This is a genomic window from Hymenobacter koreensis (assembly GCF_039541855.1).
Taxonomy (GTDB): domain Bacteria; phylum Bacteroidota; class Bacteroidia; order Cytophagales; family Hymenobacteraceae; genus Solirubrum; species Solirubrum koreensis.
Genome location: NZ_BAABHA010000006.1, coordinates 73711 through 89358, shown reverse-complemented (window position 1 = coordinate 89358; position 15648 = coordinate 73711). Strand labels below are relative to the sequence as shown.

General features: G+C 58.2%; 16 protein-coding genes. 12 read left to right on the top strand and 4 right to left on the bottom strand.

Annotated elements, in window-relative coordinates:
* Positions 1 to 19 precede the first annotated feature (19 nt).
* Positions 20 to 658, top strand: a complete 639-nt coding sequence (locus ABD903_RS11420; RefSeq protein WP_345224304.1) for a hypothetical protein — start codon at positions 20 to 22, stop codon at positions 656 to 658.
* A gap of 78 nt (positions 659 to 736) precedes the next feature.
* Positions 737 to 1255: an OmpA family protein gene (locus ABD903_RS11415; protein WP_345224302.1), complete on the top strand. Its 519-nt coding sequence runs from the start codon at positions 737 to 739 to the stop codon at positions 1253 to 1255.
* A gap of 430 nt (positions 1256 to 1685) precedes the next feature.
* Here the strand turns inward: ABD903_RS11415 and ABD903_RS11410 are convergent, their stop codons facing one another.
* The 3 genes from ABD903_RS11410 to mscL form a co-directional block, all read right to left on the bottom strand.
* Positions 1686 to 2132: a hypothetical protein gene (locus ABD903_RS11410; RefSeq protein ID WP_345224301.1), complete on the bottom strand. Its 447-nt coding sequence runs from the start codon at positions 2130 to 2132 to the stop codon at positions 1686 to 1688.
* A 100-nt stretch (positions 2133 to 2232) separates the two neighbouring features.
* Complete coding sequence (locus ABD903_RS11405; protein ID WP_345224299.1) at positions 2233 to 3225, bottom strand: DUF3078 domain-containing protein; 993 nt, start codon at positions 3223 to 3225, stop codon at positions 2233 to 2235.
* A gap of 99 nt (positions 3226 to 3324) precedes the next feature.
* Positions 3325 to 3753: a large conductance mechanosensitive channel protein MscL gene (mscL, locus tag ABD903_RS11400; RefSeq protein WP_345224297.1), complete on the bottom strand. Its 429-nt coding sequence runs from the start codon at positions 3751 to 3753 to the stop codon at positions 3325 to 3327.
* A gap of 254 nt (positions 3754 to 4007) precedes the next feature.
* Between mscL and ABD903_RS11395 the strand changes: the two genes are divergently transcribed.
* The 7 genes from ABD903_RS11395 to ABD903_RS11365 all read left to right on the top strand — a co-directional run bounded on the left by ABD903_RS11395 (position 4008) and on the right by ABD903_RS11365 (position 12080).
* On the top strand, positions 4008 to 4796 hold the full coding sequence (locus ABD903_RS11395) for an enoyl-CoA hydratase/isomerase family protein (RefSeq protein WP_345224295.1): 789 nt from the start codon (positions 4008 to 4010) through the stop codon (positions 4794 to 4796).
* Between the two features lie 41 nt (positions 4797 to 4837).
* Complete coding sequence (locus tag ABD903_RS11390) at positions 4838 to 6346, top strand: lipopolysaccharide biosynthesis protein (RefSeq protein WP_345224294.1); 1509 nt, start codon at positions 4838 to 4840, stop codon at positions 6344 to 6346.
* A 34-nt stretch (positions 6347 to 6380) separates the two neighbouring features.
* Entirely contained in the window at positions 6381 to 6818 is a 438-nt protein-coding gene (dut, locus tag ABD903_RS11385) for a dUTP diphosphatase (protein WP_425555465.1), read from the top strand.
* A 144-nt stretch (positions 6819 to 6962) separates the two neighbouring features.
* On the top strand, positions 6963 to 7973 hold the full coding sequence (locus ABD903_RS11380; protein ID WP_345224292.1) for a sugar phosphate nucleotidyltransferase: 1011 nt from the start codon (positions 6963 to 6965) through the stop codon (positions 7971 to 7973).
* A gap of 109 nt (positions 7974 to 8082) precedes the next feature.
* Positions 8083 to 9915 (top strand): tetratricopeptide repeat protein, encoded by a 1833-nt coding sequence (locus tag ABD903_RS11375; RefSeq protein ID WP_345224290.1) that lies wholly within the window; start codon positions 8083 to 8085, stop codon positions 9913 to 9915.
* Entirely contained in the window at positions 9908 to 10690 is a 783-nt protein-coding gene (gene lolB1 / locus ABD903_RS11370) for a lipoprotein insertase outer membrane protein LolB1 (RefSeq protein WP_345224289.1), read from the top strand. The genes ABD903_RS11375 and lolB1 overlap by 8 nt, the downstream gene beginning before the upstream one ends.
* Positions 10668 to 12080 carry a murein hydrolase activator EnvC family protein gene (locus ABD903_RS11365; RefSeq protein WP_345224287.1) on the top strand — a complete coding sequence of 471 codons (1413 nt, stop codon included), beginning with the start codon at positions 10668 to 10670 and terminating at the stop codon, positions 12078 to 12080. Before lolB1 ends, ABD903_RS11365 begins: the two co-directional genes overlap by 23 nt.
* Before the next feature lie 230 nt (positions 12081 to 12310).
* On the opposite strand, the gene ABD903_RS11360 is transcribed toward ABD903_RS11365, so the two are convergent.
* On the bottom strand, positions 12311 to 13264 hold the full coding sequence (locus tag ABD903_RS11360; protein ID WP_345224285.1) for a GAF domain-containing DNA-binding protein: 954 nt from the start codon (positions 13262 to 13264) through the stop codon (positions 12311 to 12313).
* Between the two features lie 312 nt (positions 13265 to 13576).
* Between ABD903_RS11360 and ABD903_RS11355 the strand changes: the two genes are divergently transcribed.
* The 3 genes from ABD903_RS11355 to gatA are packed head-to-tail and all read left to right on the top strand — an operon-like array spanning position 13577 to position 15641.
* Positions 13577 to 13783: a Sec-independent protein translocase subunit TatA/TatB gene (locus ABD903_RS11355; protein ID WP_345224283.1), complete on the top strand. Its 207-nt coding sequence runs from the start codon at positions 13577 to 13579 to the stop codon at positions 13781 to 13783.
* Between the two features lie 12 nt (positions 13784 to 13795).
* On the top strand, positions 13796 to 14179 hold the full coding sequence (locus tag ABD903_RS11350; RefSeq protein WP_345224281.1) for a Sec-independent protein translocase subunit TatA/TatB: 384 nt from the start codon (positions 13796 to 13798) through the stop codon (positions 14177 to 14179).
* A 16-nt stretch (positions 14180 to 14195) separates the two neighbouring features.
* Positions 14196 to 15641, top strand: a complete 1446-nt coding sequence (gene gatA / locus ABD903_RS11345; protein ID WP_345224279.1) for an Asp-tRNA(Asn)/Glu-tRNA(Gln) amidotransferase subunit GatA — start codon at positions 14196 to 14198, stop codon at positions 15639 to 15641.
* The last annotated feature ends 7 nt before the right edge of the window (positions 15642 to 15648 follow it).

The following is a 15648-nucleotide window of genomic DNA, read 5'->3' as shown; positions in this document are numbered from 1 at the left end:
ACCCCTAGTTTTTCCGGTCATGTATTCCCGCGCACGCCTCCTTGTCGGCTGGGTACTGCTTTTGCCGCTGCTCATTGGCTGTAGCCAGGTGCGCGAAGCCAACGAAAGCCTCCAAACCGTGTCGGCGGCCACCCGTGCGGTTAATCAGGCTGAAGCTAGCTTAACCCGCACCGAGCAGTTGCGCCAGACCCGCGCCGCCAGCGGCGACACCATCTCCCTGCCTTATCAGGAGTTGCGCAACTACCTGCCCCACAAGCTGGCGGGCTTTGTTCGCGACGGAGCACCCCAGGGGGAATCAGTGAGCTTAGGCGGCGTAAACTACTCCACCTGCGAGCAGTACTATCGCAAAGGCAAGCAGCGTCTGAAGGTGCAGCTGGTTGATTACAACGGAGCTTCGGCCCTGTACGCCGGCGCTACGGCCATGATGGCGGCCGGTTTTACGCAGGAAGATGACGAGCAGCTGATGCGCGGCTGCGACCTGGGTATTCCAAACGTGTTGGGTTACGAAACCCTGCAAAAGAAGGAGGGCCGGGCATCGGTGGCACTGGGCGTAGGCGACCGGTTTTTCCTGTCGGTGGAGCTCGACCAGCAACAAACCACCCACACCGTGCGCAACGTGGCCAAGGCCATCGATTTGCAAACGCTGGCCCGGCTGTAGCCCAGCGCCTGACTAACGATTTCTTGCTGGGCTGCACTCCGCAGCCCGCGTCCAAGCACATTCCATTTACTACCACCGATGAAAGCCATTCTTCTCGCCTTGCTCTGCTGCCTGCCCTTGGTGTCGCACGGCCAGCTGTACCTCCTGAACCGCGCCGTGGAACGTGCTGCCAGCCGGGTAGCCGAGCGCAAAATTGAAGAAGCCGTTGACCGTAAAGTGGCCGAAAAGACAGCTGATTACTACTCCACGCTGCTGGAAGAAGGCCGCTTAACGTCGCACGCCATTCAGTTTGAGGAAGGTTCGGCTACGCTGGTGCCCGATTCCCAACCTTTCCTGAAAGGCATAGCCGATGCCATGCGCCGCGAGCCGGGCATGAAGCTGCGCATTGAAACGCATACTCTAACGGCCGGCGAGGCAGCGGCTAATCTTCGCCTGTCGCAGCGCCGGGCCGATGCCATTCGGGCCGCGCTGATTACGGCCGGTATCGAGGGCGCGCGCCTCACCGTGAAAGGCCAGGGCGAAGCACAGCCGTTGTACACCGACCCCGACGATGAATACGCGCCGCTTAACCAGCGCGTGGAGTTCGTGAAACTATAAAGCGCCACAGCTAGCGCCTTTCCCTGCCATGAAAACCACTGCCACTTACCCCCTGGTACTTCGCCGTACGGCGGGCGTTTTGTTGGCCGGTCTCCTTGCCTTGGCTCTGGCCAGTTGCGACGGAGTAACGTCCAAGCAGCTACCCGGTCATGCTTCTGAGCAGATTATAAAGTCGCCGCTAGCCGCAGCCTAAACGGGCCAATATTACCCGCAACAGTACACCATCACGCTTTACCAGCAGCCCAAAGTGCCCACGCTGGTACTCTACAACATGGGCTTACACTAACCTCAACCGTACTCGCCGCGGCCGCGCGGTACGCTAGTACTTTTTCCAGTAGCTGGGGGCGAACGGTGGCCCCGGTCCAACGAAAAAGCAAAAAGCCCTGAAGCTTTGCATCAGGGCTTTTTCCATGTCTTGTCTGTTACGCCGTTACCCTACCAAGTCGAAAAATCCTTTCGACTTTTTGTGCTTAAGTGGCTTGCCTTTGGGGTCAATGCCAGGGGCGGGGCGGGACTGGCCGCGCTTCTGCATGGCTGCGTTGCTTTTGTCGCGGAAGCGCTTTACTGTGAAACCGCCATTGCCTTTTTCGTAGTGGCGCGTACCGTCGCCGCCGGCCGAAGAGTAACTGGTTACGCCCGAACGAGCTTCCAGCACTTCAATTTGCTGGTCGCGTTTTACCTCGTCGGGGTTCATGCTCATGCGGCGCTGCATACGCGTTACGTCGCCGGCCGATGCTTTGCGTTTGCGCAGCCCTTCCTCGTTTGCCTTTTGGGCTTGGGCCTCGCGCGAGGCAGCGACAATAGTTTGCGCCTGCGTTGCGGGAATGGTTAGCAGGCCCGTACAGAACAAAGCCGCTGCGGCAAAGAGAACTTTCATGGGTGATGGTTAGGTGGAATGGGGGTAGGTAACGCGTGTTGGCAAACTGTGTGCCACTGGCGGCGAAAAAACGGGTGGAGAAGCAAGTTAGTTCCTATTTCTAGAACTTGTAACTCAGCCCGATACCCAGCGTTTCTTTGAATTGCACGCGTTTGCCACGGGCATCGGGCCGGCCGTCTTCATTCTGGTCGATGGGTACCAATATATCGTCGTCGTATACCAATACCGTAGCCACGTTGGCGCTTATATACTTATTGACTTTGAAGTCGATTAGGTTCTCCCAGTTCACATCGATGTTCTGGGGGTTATGAAAGTAATTGCTGAACAACTCCACCTTGGTTTGGTAGGTGATGTTAGTCAGCACGGCTTTGCGGTAGCGCCCGTTCAGATAGGCACCTACTTCTTCGCGCAACCGCTCGCCGGTATTGGGTACAGGTCGGTCCAGGGCATCGCGGCGGGCGGCCTTTACGCCAAACGCGCCAGCATCGGCCAAGCCCTGATCGGCTACAATGGTGAATTTGCCGGTAACCGGCGACAGAAACAGCGAGAAGTCATCGTTGGGCCGGTAGTCAACACCCAACGAGGCCAGCACGAAAGCCGGCGCGAAAAACCGCGAGAGCAGCGAATCCGGCTTGGTTATGTCCTTGGTGGGCGTAAGTTGGGTTTTGAGGTTGAGCTGCGCGGCCCAGGAAAGCTTGTTGGTCAGAAACCGGCCGTAGCGGGCGTTTAGCTCCAGCCGGTCGTCGTTTTTGCGCACCCGGGATTTACCGGGTTTCAGCAGGCCGTACACCACGTCGCCCGATAAATCGAAGGTGTGCTCGGGGCCCCGGTAATGGGCGAAGGTGTTCCCAATGGCCAGCAGCGAAAACGAGCTTTGTCCGCCCGGCGCCCAGTTCCGCAGACTTACCTGACTGACGTTTAATGTTCCCATACCGCCGCGGCGCCAGCCGCGGGCCGTGTCTATTTCGGCCGAAATCTTGTACGCGGCCGGCGGCAACGGGGCGCGGTTGGGAATGGGGTCCTGGGCGGTAGCTAGGTGGGGTAATACTGCCAGCAACAGCAGGCTAAAGGTGCGGGGTAGGGTTATTTTCATGCAAAAAGGGGAAGTAAGAAAACGATAAAGCCGATTTCCAGACCCCTCTAACGTGAGCGGCGGAAATCGGCTGTCGGGTTCTTGCGGAACGGGTGTGGGTTAAACGGGGCGCGTGCGCAAAGCGTCACGGATTTCCATCAGCAGAATTTCTTCTTTGGTGGGCGCGGGCGTTTCCACCACGGCCACCGGGGCGGGGCGCTTGAAGCGGTTGGCCAGCTTCACCACCCAAAAAATAACGAAGGCAATGACCAGGAAATAGATGATGGCGTTGATAAAGTTGCCGTAGTTCAGGGTTGCCGCTTTGGCATCTTGCGCCGCTTTCAACGACTCGTAGTGGTTGCCGTCGAGGGCAAAGAACTTCTCCTTGAAATCGATGCCGCGCGTAGCCAGGCTCAGGATGGGCATGATGATGTCGTCGGTTAACGAGGCGACAATTTTGCCGAACGACGCGCCGATGATGACGCCCACGGCCAGATCCAGCACGTTGCCTTTCGAAATAAACTCTTTGAATTCGGAAACAAAGCCCATGGACGCAGTGTGATGGTTGAGAGAAAGATAACTCGACAGCGACAATGTACGGATTATATGCAGACAGCCAAATTCTTTATTGCCCGTTGTTGAGGTAAAGTTGAGCTGCACTCCGCACAAAAGGCTGGCGTTTTGCTGAAACCAGGCGCAGGCTTGTCCAACAGCGGCTCTGGCGCTCCGAGGGGCCCCGGAGCCGCTGGCATTTGGTCCCTATCTTTACGCCCTACCCCTCTACTTCCGAACACCCCGAACGCATGACCACACCCCTCGAAAACCTGCTTCTCGACCGTTCCGACGATGGCATTCTGACCATCACCCTAAACCGTCCGTCCAAGTTGAACGCGCTAAACGCGGCCACCATTGCCGACATCAAGCAAGCCATTCAACTGGCCCTCGACGATAAGCAGGTGCGGGGCATTATCCTGACCGGCAGCGGGGAAAAAGCGTTTGTAGCGGGGGCCGACATTGCCGAACTGGCCGGCCTGAACGAGGTAAACGGCCGCCGCTTTGCCGAGCAGGGACAGGAAGTATTCTGCATGATTGAGGAAAGCACCAAGCCTGTTATAGCCGCCGTAAACGGGTTTGCCCTAGGCGGCGGCTGTGAGCTGGCCATGGCCTGCCACATGCGCGTAGCGGCCGAAAACGCCCGCTTTGGGCAGCCCGAGGTAAACCTGGGCGTGGTGCCCGGCTACGGCGGCACCCAGCGCCTCACCCAACTGGTGGGCAAAGGCAAAGCCCTGGAGCTACTCATGACCGGCGACCAGCTCAAAGCCGACGAAGCCCTGCGCCTGGGTCTGGTAAACCACGTGGTGCCCGCCGCCGAGCTGCTGGGCTTTTGCCGGGAACTGCTCCTGCGCATTCTGGGCAAGGGCCCCCTGGCCGTGGGCATGGTTATCGACTGTGTTAACGCCTACTTCGCCCCCGAGCGCAACGGCTACCAAACCGAAGCCAATTCCTTCGGCCGCTGCTGCGGCTCCGAGGACTTCCGCGAGGGCACGCGGGCTTTCCTGGAAAAGCGCCCCGCTCAGTTTCAAGGAGCTTAATTCTACGTCCCTATTTTCAAGCAAGTAATTTTTCAATTTAGGTGAGCGGACTGGCCAAAAAGCTAGCTGGCCAAACGGCCGTGTACGGAGTGAGCAGCATTGTGGGACGCATGCTCAACTTTCTGCTCGTGCCCCTGTACACCGGCCGATTTGCCGCCGCCGACTACGGCATTGTAACCGAGCTGTACGCCTACGTAGCCTTTTTGAACGTGCTGTTCACGTTTGGGATGGAAACAGCTTTTTTTCGGTTTGCCAACCAGCCCGGCGCCGACCGCCCCAAGCTCTTCAGCCAAGTACAAAGCCTGCTGCTGGTAACCAGTGTTATCGGCTGCGGGCTTATCCTGCTTACCACTCAACCGCTGGCCGAGGCCCTGCGCTACCCCGGCCAGGAAAAGTACCTGATCTGGCTGGCCTTCATTATTGCTATTGATGCAATAGTGAGCCTACCCTTTGCCCGGCTGCGGCTGGAGGGCAAAGCGCGGAAGTTCGCTACGGTGCGCTTTATCAACATTGTGGCAAATGTTGGGCTGACGTTGTTCTTTGTGGTGTTTTGCGCCGATGTGTGGCAAGGCAAGTATTTGCCGGAGCTAAAGCCCATCATCGCCCCTATTTACAGCCCCGACCTGGGCGTGGGCTATGTGTTCCTGGCGAACCTGCTGGCCAACGCCCTGTTCATTCCAATGCTCTGGCGCGAGCTGACGGATTTTCGCTTCCGGCTTGACTGGGCCGGCGTGCCACCGCTCTGGAAATACGGTTACCCCATTATGCTCATGGGCCTGGCCGGCATGGTCAACGAAATGTTGTCGCGCATTTTGCTCAAGTATTGGCTGCCACCGGGTTTCTATCCTGGGCAGAGCAACCAAGCCGCGCTGGGCATTTTTGGGGCCTGCTACAAGCTCAGCATCTTTATGCAGCTTGTTATCCAGGCCTTTAAATACGCCGCCGAGCCGTTCTTCTTTTCTCAGTCAGGCGACAAAAACTCCCCCACCACTTTTGCCCTCGTGCTCAAGTGGTTTACGCTTTGCTGCGCGCTCATTTTTGTGGGCGTAAGTTTGAATCTAGACTGGCTGGCGCCGCTACTGCTGCGCCGCGCCGAGTACCGCGAAGGCCTGGAAGTGGTGCCCATTCTGCTGCTGGCTAACCTGTTCCTGGGCGTGTATTACAACGTATCGGTGTGGTTTAAGCTAACCGACCGCACCTACTTTGGCACCTACCTGAGCGTGGCCGGCACCGTGCTAACCGTCACGCTTAACTTCCTGCTGATTCCAGTCCTCGGCTACGTAGGCAGTTCCCTGGCTACGCTGGCCTGCTACTTCACCATGGCCGCCGCCTGCTACTGGCTCGGCAATAAGTACATGCCCGTGCCCTACCCCATGGCCCGCCTGATGCTGTGGCTGGGTGCGGGGGTGCTGCTGATTGCAGGCTTTGGATTCGTGCCTGCCGGCATGTGGCGCTACGTGCTGGGCATGGCCCTTACGCTGGCTTACGCCGGCGCCGTGCTGCTGATCGAACGGCCCCCGGTGGCGGCGCGTGTAACCGTCAAACCGTAGCTTTGCCCGGCGCTTCATTCGCCCTACTGCCTGTATGCTGACCATTAACATCATTAACCGCTCCGGGCATCCGCTGCCCTCGTATCAAACGGCCCATGCCGCCGGAATGGATGTACACGCGCACCTGGCCGAGCCCATTACGCTTGGTCCGTTGCAGCGGGCCCTTATTCCCACCGGCCTGTTCATGGAAATTCCAGAAGGCTACGAAGCCCAGGTGCGCCCGCGCAGCGGCTTGGCCTACCGCCACGGCATTGGCTTGGTAAACAGCCCCGGCACTATTGATGCCGACTACCGCGGCGAGTTAAAGGTGCTGCTCGTTAACCTCTCCGACACGCCCTTTGTAGTGCAGAACGGCGAACGAATTGCGCAATTGGTGGTGGCCCGGCACGAGCGCGTGGGATGGCTGCCTACCGAAGAGCTAAGCGAAACCCAGCGCGGCGCCGGCGGCTACGGCAGCACCGGTACCAAATAGCGGGTTTTACCAAGCTCACTGCGTTACCTCAGCTGAAAATATTACTGATTCCCTAGATATTACTTTCTCAAGAGTGAATTTTGCGTGGCATTTTGCGCCGCGTTACGTACACGCCCCAAACACTCTTTTTCTCTCTGACTTTCTATGAAAATCATCGTTCCGATGGCCGGCATGGGCAAACGCATGCGCCCCCACACGCTTACCGTTCCCAAACCCCTGATTCCGATTGCTGGTAAACCCATTGTACAGCGCTTGGTAGAGGACATTGCCAAAGTGGTTGGGCAGCAGGTAGAGGAAGTGGCTTTTATCGTGGGCCGCTTCGGAGCAGAAGTGGAGCAAAGCCTTATCAAAATTGCCGAGTCGGTGGGTGCCAAGGGAACCATCGTGTACCAAGACGAGCCGCTGGGCACTGCCCACGCCATTCTGTGTGCCAAAGACTCGCTGAGCGGTCCGCTGGTGGTGGCCTTCGCCGATACCCTCTTCAAAGCCGATTTCACCCTCGACACCTCCGCCGACGGCACCATTTGGGTGCAGAGCGTGAAGGACCCCAGCGCTTTTGGCGTGGTGAAACTAAATGAACAGGGCCACATTACGGAGCTCATCGAAAAGCCCCAGGAGTTTGTGTCCGATCTGGCCATCATCGGCATTTACTACTTCAAAGACGGCGACTACCTGAAGCGGGAGCTACAATACCTGCTCGATAACGACATCAAGGAAAAAGGCGAGTACCAACTCACCAATGCCCTCGAGAACATGAAGAACCAGGGTGCGGTGTTCATTCCCGGTCCCGTAACCGAGTGGCTGGACTGCGGCAACAAAGACGCGACCGTATTTACCAACCAACGCTACCTGGAGTACCTGCGCGAAGCCGGTGAAGACACCGTAGCGAAATCCGCTACCCTCACCAACAGCGTAATCATTCCGCCAGTGTACATCGGCGAGAATGTGGTACTCGAACACAGCATCATCGGGCCGCACGTATCGGTGGGCGACGGTACGGTGGTGCGCCACTCGGTGGTGGTGAACAGTATTCTGCAGAAATCGGCGACGGTGCAGAACGCCAACATCACCAACTCGATGGTGGGCAGCCACGCCAGTCTCACCGGCACACCGGCCGATTTGAGCGTGGGTGATTACAACGCCTTGAAACTGTAGTAGCCCGCGGCGGGTTCTGAGGGGAATGCCGTATCTTTTGTCAGGTACGGCAATTCCCGTCCGCATCCTCCGTTACTCTCTTTTTGCGCTCCGTCGCCGCACTTTTTTCATGACTCGCGCTGCTCTTTTTTCGCTTTTACTCTCGGGTCTGTTGCTGACCGGGACGGGCTATGCCCAGCAACGGCCTGCTGCTGCTCCGGAAAAACCCGTTCAGGAGCCGGTTAAAAAGAAGAAAGAGAAGCCCAAAAAGCTGACGCGCAAAGAGAAGAAAGAAATGCAGCGGTTGGCGGCCCTGGAAGCAGCCAAACAAAACCACCAACTCACGGAGAAAGACCGGGAGCTTAGCGAGTCGTATTTCGTGGACGGCGTGAAGTTTCTCCTCCTCGAAGACTACAACAAAGCGCAGGAGCGGCTGCTGAAAGCGTACCAGCTCAATCCCAATAACGCGGCCATCAACTACAAGATTGCCGAAACCAACCTGCTGACTGGCAACCTCAAAGATGCCGTCAATTTCGCGCAGGCCGCGTTGCGTATTGATGCTAAAAACCCGTACTACTACCTGCTGCTGGCCCAGGTGTACAGCTCGCAAAAGCAGTACGACGAAGCCGCCAAAGTGTACGTGAGTCTGGTGCACGACGTGCCCGACTCCAAGGAGTACCTCTTTAACCTCGCCGATTTATACCTGGCCCAGGGCAAGCTCAACGAGGCCCTGACCACGTTTAATGAGGCCGAAAAAGAGTTTGGCCCCCTGGACGAAGTATCGTTTAAAAAGCAACAGATTTACCTCAAGCAGAACAACCTCGACAAGGCCCTGCTGGAAGGGGAAGCCCTGATTGCGGCCAATCCCGACGAGGTGCGCTACGTATTGGCCCAGGCCGAAATGTACGCGGCCAACAACCGCCTGCCCGACGCCATTCGGGTGGCCCAGAAAGCGCTGCGCCAAGACCCCGAGAATCCACAGGCCCACATGATTCTGGCCGACGCTTACCGGCAGCAGGGCAACCTAGCCGAGTCGGAAAGCCAGATCAAACAGGCCTTCCAGAGCCCGGGGCTGAACATCGACCAGAAGGTACGCATCCTGATTGATTACCTCAAGCAGCTGCCCAACCCGGCCATCGAGAAAACGGCGCTGGACTTGGCCGATATTACCACCCGCGTACACCCCAAGGAGCCCAAAGCGTATTCCGTAGCAGGCGACGTGCAGCTGCTGGCCAATAAAAAGCAGCTTGCTCGCGACAACTACCTGCGGGCCCTACGCTACGACAACTCGCACTTCAAGATTTGGCAGCAGGTCGTGAGCATCGATGCGGAACTCAGCCAGACCGATTCGCTGCTGCGCCACACCAGCCAGGCCTTGGAGCTGTTTCCGAACCAGGCCGTCTTTTGGTTTTACAACGGCGTAGGTTACACCTTCGCAAAGCAGCCTGCCAAAGCCGTACGCTCCCTGGAACAGGGCCGCAAGCTCACCACCGACAACCCCGAGCTTAGCGCCCAGTTCGACGTGCAGCTCGGCGACGTATACCACGAGCTGAAGGAGTACGATAAATCGGACGCGGCTTATCAGGCTGCGTTGGCTTTCGACGCTAACAATGCTCAGGCACTCAACAACTACAGCTACTACCTCTCGCTGCGCGGCAAAGACCTGCCCAAGGCGAAGGAAATGGCCGGCAAGCTGGTTAAGCAATTCCCCGACAACGACACCTACCTCGATACGTACGGGTGGGTACTGTACAAGCTCAAAGATTACTCCGGCGCCCGACAGCAGCTGGAAAAAGCCCTTAAAACGTCTAAGGACGGCACCGTGCTGGAACATTACGGCGACGTGCTCTTCCAACTAGGCGACGCGGCCCGCGCCGTGGAGCAGTGGCAGCTGGCCCGCAAGGCCGGTGGCGCCTCCACGCTGATCGACCGCAAAATCAAAGACCGAAAACTGTATGAATAGACGCTGGCCGCTGCTGCTCGCGCTAGTAGGAAGCCTGGGCCTGGGCGCCTGCCAACGCTCCATCTTCCCCAAAAAACCTTCCGCCGTTTCGTCCGAGCCGGTTGCTCCGGCAGTTAAAGCCCGCAACCTCGACTTCACCTACATGGCGGCCAAGGGCAAGGCGCAGATTGATGCCAACGGCGAGAAATACTCGGCTAACGTGAACCTGCGCATGCGCAAAGACAGCGTTATCTGGCTATCGGCGTCGCTGCTGGGCGTGGAGGGCGTGCGCGCCCTCATCACCCCCGATTCGGTGCAGGTAATTAACAAGCTGGAGAAGACCTATTACGCCGGCAACTTCGACTACCTCTCGCGGCAATTCAACGTGCCCGTAACCTTTGCCCAGATACAGGCGCTACTCCTCGGCGACTACTTGGCGGCGACATCCGCCAACACGGATTTGCGCGTAGCGACGGAAGGCACGGTTCAAAAAGTAAATTACCAGCAGGCCAGCGTACTGGTTGAGCAGCTGATTGACCTGACCAACTCCCGGGTGCAGAAACTGGTGGTGCAGGATAACCAAACCAGCAACAGCGTAACCGTTACCTACGCCGACTTTAAACCGGTGGAAGCCGGTGCGCAGCAGGTTGCGCACGCCACGTTGGTGCAGGCTCAGCAGCCGGGACGCCCCGCTGCCGTGGTGGCTGTAACTTACCGCAGCATAGAGCTCGACCAGAACAAGCTGGATTTCCCGTTTAGTGTACCAGCCGCGTATGGGCGTAAAAACCGCAAGTAGCCGCCGCTTTCGTCCGTGGTTACTGCTGGGCGCGTTGTTCTTGGTACTCACGGCGGCTCCTGGGCAGCAGCGAAGACCAGGCACCAAAACAACGGTTAAAACCAAGGCCCAACTGGAGCGGGAACGACGCAATACGTTGCGCCGCATCAAGGAGACGAGTCGCATTCTGGAGCAAACCCAGCAGAAAAAGCAAACCTCCTTGGGCCAGCTAAACGCGCTCAAGGAAAAGATTACCGTGCAGCAGGACGTTATCAAAAGCACGTCTACCGAGCTGCGCTTTATTGATACCGACGTACGCCAGACCGAAACCCAGGTTAAGGTGAAACAGTCGGATTTGGAGCGGCTGAAAGCAGAGTATGCCCAATTGGTGTACGCTTCTTCCAAAACGGCCAACTCCTATAACCGCATCATGTTCCTGTTCGCCGCCGATTCGTTTAACGAATGGCGGCGGCGGCTGGGCTATGTGCGCCAGTACTCCGAAGCCCGGCGCCAACAGGCCGCTGCCATCCAACGCACCCAGGAAGAACTGGGCCAGCAGTTGAACGGTCTGACCCAAAAGCGCCAGCAAAAAAGTGTGGTGCTGAGTACCCAGCTTACCGAAAAGCGCACCCTGCTCTCCATGCGCGAGCAGCAGGACCAAGTGGTGCAGCAATTAAGCAAGCAGGAAGAGCAGTTGCGCAAGGAGCTAGCGGCACGCCAGCAGTCCATCCGCCAGCTCGACAACCTGATTGCCCAGCGCGTACGCGAGGAAATAGCCCGCGCCGCCCGCGCTGCTGCGGCCCGTGCCGCCGCCAAAGCCGCCGCGGCCAAAGCTGCCGCCAAAGCCAGCGCCGAGCGTGCCGAAAGTCCCACCGCCACGGCCGCCGAACGCACCACCGCCCGCCGCGACGCCGTGGAAGCAGCCGAAGCCGCCGAAGCCGCCGAAGCCACCTCCCGCACCGACCGCGTAACCCTTACGCCCGAAACGGCCGAGCTGTCGTCGTCGTTTTCTGACAACCGGGGCCGCCTGTTGTGGCCGGTAGCCAGGGGCTTTATTTCGCAGCGGTTTGGCCGGCACCCCCACCCGGTTCTGAAAAACGTGACCGTAGAGAACCGCGGCGTGGATATTCAAACCAGTGCCGGGGAACCTGTGCGCGCTATTTTCGAAGGGAAGGTGTTAACCATAGCCAACATTGCAGGCATGAACAATGTGGTAATGGTGCAGCACGGCGAGTACTTCACCGTGTATGCCAAGCTGCGCTCGGTGAGCGTGAGCGAGGGTCAGCAGGTGAACATGCGTCAGCCCATTGGCACGGTATATACCAACGCCGAAGGCACCTCGGAGCTGCAGTTTCAGCTTTGGCGCAACAGCACCAACCTCAACCCCGAATCGTGGCTGGGCCGCAAATAATCGGGCAGTTAACCGTTGGCAAAAAAAAACACCGTACAGCGTACGGTGCCTTTCTGAGCTATGAAAACAAACTTAGCTATCAGTTAACCCGGCGTTGCTTGGCAACGCTTTGGGTAATCCCCCGATAACATCCGAAATATAGAGCTTCCGCCCCCTAAACCGTTTGTTAATTCGCTCAACGTACAATATTTCTCGCCGAAGGGAGTCTTCCTGTAGCTGACTTGAGGTACTTACACCAGATTCAGGTGGCTCATTAGCTCAGCTTTGTAAGAGTTGCCGATAGGCACTGCTATGGGCCGGCTCTCGGAGTTCTGCTTGGCCCCGTCAATTACCACGGATTCGCCTTCAATAGCCACGATGCGGTCGAGGCGCACGATGTACTTGCGGTGCACCCGCACGAAGTCCCGGGCCGGCAGGCGTGCTACCATGTCTTTCATGGTGGTGTACACCGTAAAGCGCTCCTGGGCCGCGTATATGTTCACGTAATCCCCCAGGGCTTCCACGTACCGAATGTCGGCGGTGTTCACACGCACCAGCTTGTGCTCCTGCTTCACAAAGATTTCCGAACGACCACCTGAGTACAGGGTTTGGGCAGCATCGTTGGCCATACGCAGCAAGCCTTCGAGCTTTTGCTGCTCCTGCTCCAGCTGCAGGCGGGCGCGGCGCAGCTCCAGGTGCGAAACCACCTCCCGGGCCAGGGTTTGCAGCGCATCCCGCTGGGCATCGGACAAATGGCGCGGCCGGGTATCGATGGCGCAGAGGGCACCCAACGGTTGCCCGGACGGGGTAACCAGCGGCGCGCCGGCATAAAACCGAATGTTAGGCGACCCGGTCACCAACGGGTTGGTGTTAAACATGGGGTCCGTCATAACGTCTTCCACCTCATACACGCCATCGGAAACCATGGCGTACTGACAGAAGGAATAGCTACGCGGGGTTTCGCTCACGCCTTCCAGGCCGAAGTTGGCTTTAAACCACTGCCGTGATACATCAATCAGCGAAACCAGGGAAATAGGCGTCCCGCAGATGTAGGCAGCCAACCGGGTTAGGGCATCAAAGTCTTCGTCGGGCGAAGTGTCGAGAATCTGGTACGCCCGAAGTGCTTCCATACGTTCTTCTTCATTGCTGAAGCGAGAATTGACAGGGAAAGCACCCGGCGTGGTGCTGGTGGTACGTGCTGGCATGGGGGGAGGAGTAGCAACGCGTGTAGCGGGGTGACGCGTAATAGGATCCGCAAAAAGCAGAACTTTCGGGGAGGCAAGATACTTACGGCTAAAGCTCTAGCGCCGGATGTAGGCGATGAAGTTAAAAAATTACCCGGCAAACGCGACTTTCTACGCGTTTAACTTTTTGCGTTTGGTCTCCCTGCTCACCCCCTACCAACGCCCAACAGGGTCTTGCACAGGCTTTCATTCAGAAAATATGGGGTATCTTTACAATCCCGACGGCCGGTGCATCCGTACGCCTTTCTTTGCCACCCTTCTTCCTTCGGCCTCATGTTTAATTCCCTTTTTCTGATCGGCAACTTCGGCACTACCGAGATTCTGCTGATTGTCCTCGCTGTCATCCTGCTATTCGGCGCTAAGCGCATTCCCGAGCTGTTCCGTGGCATGGGCCAGGGCATTCGGGAATTCAAGGACGCTTCTAAAGAGTCCAAACCCGAGTACCGCGACAACAACGACCCGCAGCAGCCGCGTCCTTAATCCTGTTCTGCCATGCATACGCCTCTCTTTTTGTTTTTGGAAGGCGTCGGTGGGGGTGAAATGGTGGTTATCCTCCTCTTCATCCTGATTTTCTTTGGCGCCAACAAAATCCCCGAACTCGCCCGTGGCCTTGGCAAGGGCATTCGGGAATTCAAGGACGCCTCGCGCGAGATTCGCAGCGAAATAGAAAGTGCCGGCAGCCCGAACGAATTTCAGCAGCAGCCCCCGCAGCAAGCGGCCGGCTACCAGCCCGCAGCGCCCACGCCGGTAGTGTACCAGCCCACGTCGCTGGACCAGCCGGAGGCCCCCGTTGCGGCCCCCGACCAGCCCACGGTGACACCCGCCGGGTTGCCCCACGTCCCCACAGCCGACGACCACAAGCATTCTACCACTTGATCTAACGCAAGCTCCCTTGAGACGCTTCAACTCCCTAACGGAAGTTCGTAACGAGCTGTCGGCCGGTAACCTCACCTGCCGACAGCTCGTGGAGTATTACCTGGATAACATCCAGCGCAAACAGCACCTAAACGCCTTCCTGGAAGTGTGGGCCGACGAGGCCCGCCAGCAAGCCGAAGCGGTGGACGCCAAGCTGGCGGCCGGCACCGCGGGCAAGCTCGCCGGTATGGTTATCGGGCTGAAAGACGTACTGGCTTACCAGGGCCACACGCTGCAATCGAGCAGCCACATTCTCGACGGCTTTAAGTCGCTGTTTACCGGCACGGCCGTACAGCGTTTGCTCGACGAAGATGCCATCCTGATTGGGCGGCAGAACTGCGACGAGTTTGCCATGGGGGCTTCCAACGAAACCTCTTACTTCGGTCCGGCCCGCAACGAAATCGACCCCGAGCGCGTGCCCGGTGGTTCGTCGGGCGGCTCGGCCGTGGCCGTACAGGCCGATATGTGCCTGGCCTCCATTGGCTCCGATACCGGCGGTTCGGTGCGCCAGCCCGCGGCGTTTTGCGGCATTGTGGGCCTGAAGCCGACGTACTCGCGCGTATCGCGCTACGGACTGGTAGCTTACGCTTCATCGTTCGACCAAATTGGCCCGCTCACACGCTCGGTAGACGATGCCGCGCTGCTGCTGGAAGTTATGGCCGGCCCCGATGAGTTTGACTCGACGGTAAGCCACGAGCCCGTGCCGGCGTACAGCCAGCAGCTGGAACCGCAGGCGCATTACCGCATCGGCTATATCCGCGACACGTTGGAGCGGGCGGGTCTGGCTTCGGATATTAAGCAGGCCGTAGAGAATGTAATTGAGCAGCTGCGCGGCCAGGGCCATGTGGTGGACGCGGTAGATTTTCCCTACCTCGATTACATGGTGCCCACGTACTATATTCTCACCACCGCCGAGGCCTCGTCCAACCTGGGCCGCTTCGATGGCGTGAAGTACGGGTTCCGTGCCGAAGATGCTACCGATCTGGAGTCGCTCTATAAAAAAAGCCGCAGCCAGGGTTTTGGCCAGGAAGTGCAACGGCGTATTCTGTTGGGCACGTTCGTGCTGTCGGCCGATTACTACGACGCGTACTACACCAAAGCCCAGCGTGTGCGGCGCCTGATTAAAGAGCAAACCGACGAGTTGCTGCGTCAGTACGATTTCCTGGTTCTGCCGACCTCTCCCACCACCGCGTTCCGCATTGGTGAGAATACCAAAGATGCACTGGCTATGTATCTGGCTGATATATTTACAGTTCAAGCCTCTTTGGCGGGCGTTCCGGCCATTTCGCTGCCCGTCAGCCACGATCAGCAGGGCTTGCCCATTGGGCTGCAGGTGATAGGCGGTGCTTTCCGCGAAGCCGAGCTGCTGGCCTTTGCCAAACACGTAACCGAAAACGTTGCTGCCTCTGTAACGACACCCTAACGCCGGC

Bases quoted from the DNA above. Each gene is read 5' to 3' on its own strand.
- dut (WP_425555465.1), top strand. From the start codon at position 6,381: ATGCTGACCATTAACATCATTAACCGCTCCGGGCATCCGCTGCCCTCG.
- ABD903_RS11415 (WP_345224302.1), top strand. From the start codon at position 737: ATGAAAGCCATTCTTCTCGCCTTGCTCTGCTGCCTGCCCTTGGTGTCG.
- ABD903_RS11395 (WP_345224295.1), top strand. From the start codon at position 4,008: ATGACCACACCCCTCGAAAACCTGCTTCTCGACCGTTCCGACGATGGC.
- ABD903_RS11380 (WP_345224292.1), top strand. From the start codon at position 6,963: ATGAAAATCATCGTTCCGATGGCCGGCATGGGCAAACGCATGCGCCCC.
- ABD903_RS11365 (WP_345224287.1), top strand. From the start codon at position 10,668: ATGGGCGTAAAAACCGCAAGTAGCCGCCGCTTTCGTCCGTGGTTACTG.
- ABD903_RS11410 (WP_345224301.1), bottom strand. From the start codon at position 2,132: ATGAAAGTTCTCTTTGCCGCAGCGGCTTTGTTCTGTACGGGCCTGCTA.
- ABD903_RS11405 (WP_345224299.1), bottom strand. From the start codon at position 3,225: ATGAAAATAACCCTACCCCGCACCTTTAGCCTGCTGTTGCTGGCAGTA.
- ABD903_RS11360 (WP_345224285.1), bottom strand. From the start codon at position 13,264: ATGCCAGCACGTACCACCAGCACCACGCCGGGTGCTTTCCCTGTCAAT.
- mscL (WP_345224297.1), bottom strand. From the start codon at position 3,753: ATGGGCTTTGTTTCCGAATTCAAAGAGTTTATTTCGAAAGGCAACGTG.
- lolB1 (WP_345224289.1), top strand. From the start codon at position 9,908: ATGAATAGACGCTGGCCGCTGCTGCTCGCGCTAGTAGGAAGCCTGGGC.
- ABD903_RS11420 (WP_345224304.1), top strand. From the start codon at position 20: ATGTATTCCCGCGCACGCCTCCTTGTCGGCTGGGTACTGCTTTTGCCG.
- ABD903_RS11375 (WP_345224290.1), top strand. From the start codon at position 8,083: ATGACTCGCGCTGCTCTTTTTTCGCTTTTACTCTCGGGTCTGTTGCTG.
- ABD903_RS11350 (WP_345224281.1), top strand. From the start codon at position 13,796: ATGCATACGCCTCTCTTTTTGTTTTTGGAAGGCGTCGGTGGGGGTGAA.
- ABD903_RS11355 (WP_345224283.1), top strand. From the start codon at position 13,577: ATGTTTAATTCCCTTTTTCTGATCGGCAACTTCGGCACTACCGAGATT.